The sequence below is a fragment of the Chitinophaga sp. genome (assembly GCF_036566945.1).
GTDB lineage: Bacteria > Bacteroidota > Bacteroidia > Chitinophagales > Chitinophagaceae > Chitinophaga.
The window spans coordinates 1-7,177 of the sequence record NZ_DATCVJ010001044.1; the positions used below are offsets into that span (position 1 = coordinate 1).

Annotated in this window: 3 protein-coding genes and 1 pseudogene; 2 read left to right on the plus strand and 2 right to left on the minus strand. The window is 48.4% G+C overall.

The window, feature by feature from the left end; translation table 11 throughout:
- Positions 1 to 1,858 (plus strand): annotated as a pseudogene (locus tag VIP81_RS31465) (TonB-dependent receptor); the annotation flags it as partial.
- Positions 1,859 to 1,877: 19 nt separating this feature from the next.
- Positions 1,878 to 4,031: an IPT/TIG domain-containing protein gene (locus VIP81_RS31470; RefSeq protein WP_331971478.1), complete on the plus strand. Its 2,154-nt coding sequence runs from the start codon at positions 1,878 to 1,880 to the stop codon at positions 4,029 to 4,031.
- A gap of 177 nt (positions 4,032 to 4,208) precedes the next feature.
- Here the strand turns inward: VIP81_RS31470 and VIP81_RS31475 are convergent, their stop codons facing one another.
- Positions 4,209 to 5,690 (minus strand): RagB/SusD family nutrient uptake outer membrane protein, encoded by a 1,482-nt coding sequence (locus tag VIP81_RS31475; RefSeq protein WP_331971482.1) that lies wholly within the window; start codon positions 5,688 to 5,690, stop codon positions 4,209 to 4,211.
- A gap of 27 nt (positions 5,691 to 5,717) precedes the next feature.
- Positions 5,718 to 7,177, minus strand: a 1,460-nt coding sequence (locus VIP81_RS31480) for a TonB-dependent receptor domain-containing protein (protein ID WP_331971485.1), incomplete at its 5' end; no start/stop codon positions are given.

Consider the following 7,177-nt stretch of genomic DNA (forward strand, 5'->3'; position numbering starts at 1 on the left):
CGGCACCACCATTTACCTCGGTACCGACCGCGAAGCCAGCATCTTCGATATGAAACAACGTACCATCGAAATTTCTGATAACCTCACCTGGCGCAAAGGAAAACATACGGTGTTACTGGGTACGCACAATGAACTGTACCGCATCAACTACGGGTTTGTGAATAGCTGGAATGGCCGTGTGGACTATCTCAGCATTGAAGATTATCTCAACAACAACCCTTACCGCGTAAGAGGAAGTTATAACTATACCAACAACAGCCGGGATTATATCCTGGAAAACCCGGAAGCGAAGTTCAATGTAAATATGCACAGCGTATATGCACAGGATGAAATACAGGTAACCGACAAACTGAAACTGATTCCGGGCCTGCGTGCCGACTATACCTGGCTGCCGGAAAAGCCGGCGCTGAGTGATAAAACACAGAACGCCATAACAGATGGTTTCTTTGGTAACACTTACACCTATACGCCGCTCAACCGCATCAACAACGGCTACCTCGGCAAAGTGCAGGTATCGCCGCGCCTGGGTTTCCGCTTCGACTGGAAAGGCGATCAAAGCCTGATTGTACGCGGTGGAACGGGTCTGTTTACCGGCCGTATTCCTTTCGCCTGGATAGCCTACGCGTATTATAACAATGGCATCAACTACGGCTCTTTTGACCAGAAAGCCGATACCAAAGCATTTGCACCGGGCAGCGATCCACTAAAACCGAATCCAAATGGGATCGCACAATTTATTGAACTGAACGGCGCCCTGATGAATAACCGCAACGCAGGTAAAACACAGGTAGATGTACTGGACAACAACTTTGTGATGCCACAGGTATGGCGCAGCAGTGTAGGGGTGGATTATCTCAGCCCTGCAGGATTTAAATACACCGTGGAAGCGATGTACACCAAAACATTAAAAGATGTGCTGTTCCAGCAGGTGAATATCAAAGACGATCCAAAATACTATGGGTACGATAAAGACCGTCAGCAACCTATTTATAGTGGCACGGTAGACCCTCATTTTTCCAATGCTTACCTGTTAAGTAACACCAGTAAAGGTTACCGCTACAGCATTACCGGTAGCGTGAACCGCAGCTTCCCTTCGGGTATCCAGGCTTCGCTGGCCTATACCTATGGCGGTTCCAAAGATATTTCCAATGGTATCCGTAACTCCATGGAAAGCAACTGGCAGCTGAATCAGGCACTCAATCCCAACAATCCCGGACTGGCATGGTCAAACTTTGATGTGCGTCATCGTGTAGTCGGCAACGTTACTTACCACAAAGCCTGGAGCAACACCTGGGTGAGTACCCTCACCATTTTTGCTACGGCACAATCGGGCAGCCCCTTTACGTACGGCGTGGTGAATAACAGTATACAAGGTTTACCGCAACAGGTGAGCCTATTGTACATCCCCACAGCAGCAGAAGCCGTGAATTATTTCCAGGGCAAAGGGGTGAGCGCAGAAGAACAGGCCGCTGCTTTCAATGCCTACATTGATAGCGATAAATACCTGCGGTCCCGCCGGGGACAGTTCACCGAACGTAATGCCGGCCGCACGCCCTGGAACATCCAGGCGGATCTGCACTTTGCGCAGGAATATCATTTTGGTGCCAAACAGTTCATCACTTTCACCGTGGATATTGTGAACCTGACCAACCTGGTCAATAGCAGCTGGGGTAAAGTATATTTTTCACCGAACACCTTCAATTCTACTGCCAGTACCGGTTTGACGCCGGTATTTCCGGCACAGCAGAACCCCGGCGCTTACCCGGTATATACTTTCGAAAATCCGGGCAAGCCTTATTCGGTCGATTTCTTTAATTCCCGTGCACAGGTGCAAATGGGCCTGCGGTATTCTTTTTAAAGTGATTAATACACACAACATGAAAAAATATTTATCCCTGCTGGCGCTCTGCTGTATACTGATCGCAGCCTGCAGGAAAAATAATGATAACGATGCGGTGGCGCTGAATGTAAAAACATTCTGGCCTAACAGCGGAAATGCAGGTACTATCGTCACCCTGCAAGGGCAGGGGTTTAACAAAGAAGTGACCGTAAGTTTTAATGGTACTGCTGCGAAAGTAGTAGATGCCCGTGATTCCATCCTGATAGTATTGGCCCCGGAGCAGGGGAGCACTGGTACCTTACAGGTACAATCCGGTGAACGAAAAATGGATCTGGGAACCTATACCTACCAGGCGTTGAGTTTACATAATGTAAGCCCGGCTAACGGTCCCGCAGGTACGAATATCGCGATTCATGGCGCGGGCTTCAGTAGTTTGGAAGGGCCGCCTACGGTTACCGTAAACGGCAAGGTGGCACTGATTACCAGCGCCACGGATACTTTGCTGGTAGCCGCGGTGCCGGTAGGGGCAGGGAGCGGTAAAATAGCCGTCACGGTAAATGGCAAAGCAGTGAATGGTCCTGATTTTACGTTTCAAAACATCGGCGCTATCAAGCCGGTGAAAGGCGGCGCAGGCACACAGGTGGTGATCAGCGGGGAAGGCTTCAGCACCGCTGTTGCCGGCAATACCGTAACTTTTAATGGCAAGGCCGCCGCCGTGGTGAGCGCCACAGATAATAAACTGGTAGTCACCGCACCGGAAGGCGTAGCTACCGGTCCGGTAGCCGTGAGCATCAACGGACAAAAAACGATTGGTAATGTATTTACCGTGGTGCCTAAACCGCTGATTAAAACAGTAACGCCGTTGAGCGCACCAGCGGGTGCGCTGATCAATATCTCCGGCGATTATTTTAGCAATCTGACAGATGAAGTAAGTGTTTCCTTTAACGGAAAGCCAGCGGTAGTGACCACCACGGCCGATAAACAAATCATCGTGAAAGTGCCGGCAGGAGCGGGTACTGGCAACATGCAGGTAATGGTGAACGGGCAGCAAACAGCCGGTCCGTTGTTTAAAGAGCAGTCGCTGGGCGTACAACAACTGATCCCGGACAATGGCCTGGCAGGTACTGAAGTGATCCTAAAAGGAACCGGCTTTAGCACCAACGCTGGTGATAACGTAGTCACTTTTAACGGCATCACCATACCGGTAACGGCGGCAACAGATACTACGCTGCGTGTAGTGGTGCCCGTTGGTATTACTACCGGCACGGTAGAAGTGAAATCCGGCGGTCTTGCTGCCACCGGTCCGGTGTTTAAACGCGCCGGTGTAATGACGATCGCCGGCGGCCCCAATTCGCCTGATTTTGCGTATCCTGCGGCGCTGGCGGTAGACAAACACGGGAATGCTTTTGTAACCGATGTGAATGTGGTGAAGAAGGTAACGCCGGATGGTAAGGTGACGTTGTTTGCTGGTCAGGCCAATGGATCATCCGGTAGTACCAATGGTACCGGTACAGCAGCGGCATTCAACTTTGTGACGGCGATCACCGTCGATGCACAGGATAACCTGTATGTGGTAGAACAGTTTGCCAAAGCGCTGCGTAAAATAACGCCGGCCGGTGTAGTTACCACCGTGGCGAAATTTGCTTTCACGCCGATTGGTTTGGGTATTGATAAAAATGGTGTTTTATATGTAGGCGCGCAATATGGTGGTGTGATGAAAATAGACGCGGTGGGTAATACCAGCCCTGTGGCACGTAACAGTTATGAAACACCGGGAAGCAGCATTGCCATTGATAATGCGGGGAGTGTATTTTATACCAACGATAATGATCCGAAGGTATTTAAACTGGCAGATGCCAACAAAACAGTGTATGCCGGTTCTCAGTACGGTTACAACGATGGTCCTTTGCTAAGCGCTGGTTTCTCCGGATTGACCGGCGTGGTAATAGATCACTCAGCCGGGGTGCTGTACGTGGCAGATAATAATGCGATCCGTATGCTCACAGCCGATGCGGTGATGACCGTTACCGGCTGGAAAGGTGGCACGGCGCCTCCTTCCGGCGGATATGTGGATGGTACATTGAACCAGGCGGCTTTCTCCAATATCAATAGCCTGTTTATCGATAGCGAAGGAAATGTGTACATCATAGAAAGGTTTAACAAAGCAGTGAGAAAAATATTCTTCAGGTAAGCGCTGATAGATTGTATAAACAAAAAAAATCCCGGCTACATCTGTAGCCGGGAAAAATAAAACAATCATCAGAAAACAATCATCAGAAAACAATCATCAGAAAAAAAATCATCCAAATCATCTCCATCAGTCTAATCCTGAGTAAAGACAAAGGCCGAAGGCCTTCCCCTCCCCAGATTAGTAACCTTCGTTCTGTGCCATATTCGGATTACGTTCTAACTCCGCTATAGGCAGCGGGAAAATGGTATACTTACCTTTCCATGACTGCGTTACCACGTTGCCGTGGGCAGGAATATCACGTTGTGTTCTCTGGAAGTCCATTACACCTTGTCCTTCGAAAGCCAGTTCTATGCGGCGTTCTGTAAGGATATTGGTGATCAGTTCTGCCTGTGTGGCAGGTGCTAAAACGCTGGCTTTTGCTCTTGCCCTGATAGCATTCAGCAAGGTGATGGCGCCTGCATCAGGAGCAGCGGTATTCAGTCTGGCCAATGCTTCTGCTTTGATCAGCATTACTTCTGCCAAACGAATCACCGGTACCCAGGCATCAAAGGTGCTCGTACCAAAGAATTTTTTGGTATAAAAAGCCGTGGTATCTCCTGCGGCATTGATGCTATAGCTAAACAAAGGTTTACCTCTCAGGTCGGTCTGGTAGTTGAAATTAGGCAAAGTACGGTAGGCGGTGCTGATGGAAATATCTGCACGACCGTTGGAACCATAATGCTGACCCAGGGCGTTATTGGTGTTTGGGTTATCACCGGAGTTCATCGCTACAGAAAAAATACGCTCTGTGGAAGACTGGTAGTTGCCTGCAGAAAAAACAGCGGCAGGAGTAGCATCCAGCTCGTATCCGGCTTCAGACAGCAGCACGCTATCAGCGAAATCTCTGGCCTTAGCCCAGTTACCCTGGTATAAATAAATACGGGACAACAGGGCATGTGCAGCACCTTTGGTAGCTCTGGCATGATCTGCAAAACCATCGCCGGTAGCGACAGGCAATGCAGGTGCTGCTTCCAGCAGATCTTTGATCATCTGATCATAGATATCTTTTACGGAGTTGCGGGGTACCTTGTTGGAAGGATCTGTTGCTGCCGCACCATCCTTTGGCGCTGTCAGGATCAATGGTACGCCTGGTTGCGTAGCACCGGCTTCGGCTACATATGTCTGCCCGTAAGTATTCACCAGGTAAAAATAAGCCAGTGCGCGGATGAATTTAGCTTCACCATAATAACCGGCAGCAATCTCAGGTCCTACCACGCTTTCATTTTCTTTCAGGTTCTGGCTGAAAAAGTTGCTCTCATTGATGGTTCTGTAACCACCGGACCAGCAGTTGAAAGCAAATACACTGTTGGACACCATATCAAAAGTACCCAGGTTGGTAAAATAGCCGGAACTGTTTACATCCAGACCACGCTGGTCGGCATAGATCAATACACGGCCACCGAGGAATTCCTTATTTTGCAATGCATCATACATCCCTACTGCCGACTTTTCAATCCTTTCCGGGTTACTGAACGCATCTTTAGGGTCCAGACTGGCATATGGTTGCTGTTCATTTACTTTGGAGCAGGAAAACATCACCGTAGACGCCAGCGCCACAGCACCCATGGCCAGGCGGCTGTTAAGCCTTGTAGTGAAGTTTGATTTATTTTTAAAGTTCATAATTCTCTTTTTTAAAATCACTAACAATTAGAATCCAACATTTAAACCCAGTGTAAATATTCTTGGAATAGGTACGCCTCTGTTATCTACGCCATAGTTGATATTGCTGTCACGGTTGGTATTTACTTCCGGATCAGAACCTTTGTATTTGGTAATAATGAAGGCATTCTGTACCAGGCCGTATACACGTAAAGAGTTCATACCCAGTTTTTGTTTGATGCCAGGGAAAGTATAACCCAGGCTGATTTCGCGGGCTCTCACGAAGTCGCCTTTTTCCAGCCACCTGGTAGATGCCTGTGTGATAGTCGCATCAGCGAGGAATAACTTGGGAATGTCGGTGTTTTTATTTTCCGGTGTCCATCTGTTTTTAACTTCTTCCAGGTTATTACCAAAGAAAGTAGTCAGCAAAGCAGCACGGGTACCGTTATACACGTAGTTGCCACCGCTGTATTGCAGGAAGATGCTCAGGTCAAAACCTTTATAGCTAAAGGTATTGTTGAAACCACCAAAGAAAGTAGGGTAACCTGATTTATCCTGGTACTGTGCATCACTGGCGGAAACAGGGCTCTTGGCGGTTTTGCCGTCAGGAGTGGTCCATTTGTTGGTAGCGCCTGGCGTTGGGTTATACATTACCAGTTCATGATTCTTGTTGTAGTACATTGGGAAACCTGTTTCAGGATTCACGCCACCCCATTCGATCAGGCGGAATACACCGAGTGTTTTGCCCACGCTGGCACGGTTGTTTACTTTCACGAGGTCAGATCCGTCAGCAGTAGCGGTTACCCTGTTTTTAATAAAGGTCACGTTCAGGCTGGAAGTCCAGGTAAAGTCTTTGGTTTCAATGTTGCGGGTATTAAGGGTTAATTCAACACCTTTGTTCCACATCGCACCTACGTTGGTGGTCAGGACAGAACCAACGGTGCCGTCCGGAGCCCAGGGAATACCGGCAGTTGCGAGTACCGGCGCATCCAGGATCAGGTGGTCGATATTGCTGTTAAAATAATCAGCCGTAACGGTGATCCTGTTTTTCAGCAGGGTGGCATCGATACCAATATCCAGCTTTTTGGATTTTTCCCATTGCAGGTTCGGATCACCGATCTGGTACTGGGAGAAACCATTGAGGTCTGCATAACTACCACCACCATACAAGCTTCTGTAAGCATACGCCTTGATGTTGGAGTTACCTACGATACCATAGCTGGCACGCAGTTTCAGGTCGCTGATGAAAGAGATATTGTCTTTGAAGAAGTTTTCTTCAGACATTCTCCAACCAACGGAAGCACCAGGGAAATAACCACGACGGTTATTAGGACCAAAGTCTGAGTAAGCATCCGCTCTCAGGGTTGCATCAAAGTAATATTTGGAACCGTAGTTGTATCCGATTTTACCAAAGTAAGAATCAAAGGCATTTGCTTCATTGTCCCCACCCGTAAAACTGTTGTCGGTACCGGCATATAAGCCATCATAGATTTCTTTAAAATAAGAAT

What these genes read in the sequence shown, in the direction of transcription:
- VIP81_RS31475 (WP_331971482.1), bottom strand. Translation starts at nt 5,690, where the DNA reads ATGAACTTTAAAAATAAATCAAACTTCACTACAAGGCTTAACAGCCGC.
- VIP81_RS31470 (WP_331971478.1), top strand. Translation starts at nt 1,878, where the DNA reads ATGAAAAAATATTTATCCCTGCTGGCGCTCTGCTGTATACTGATCGCA.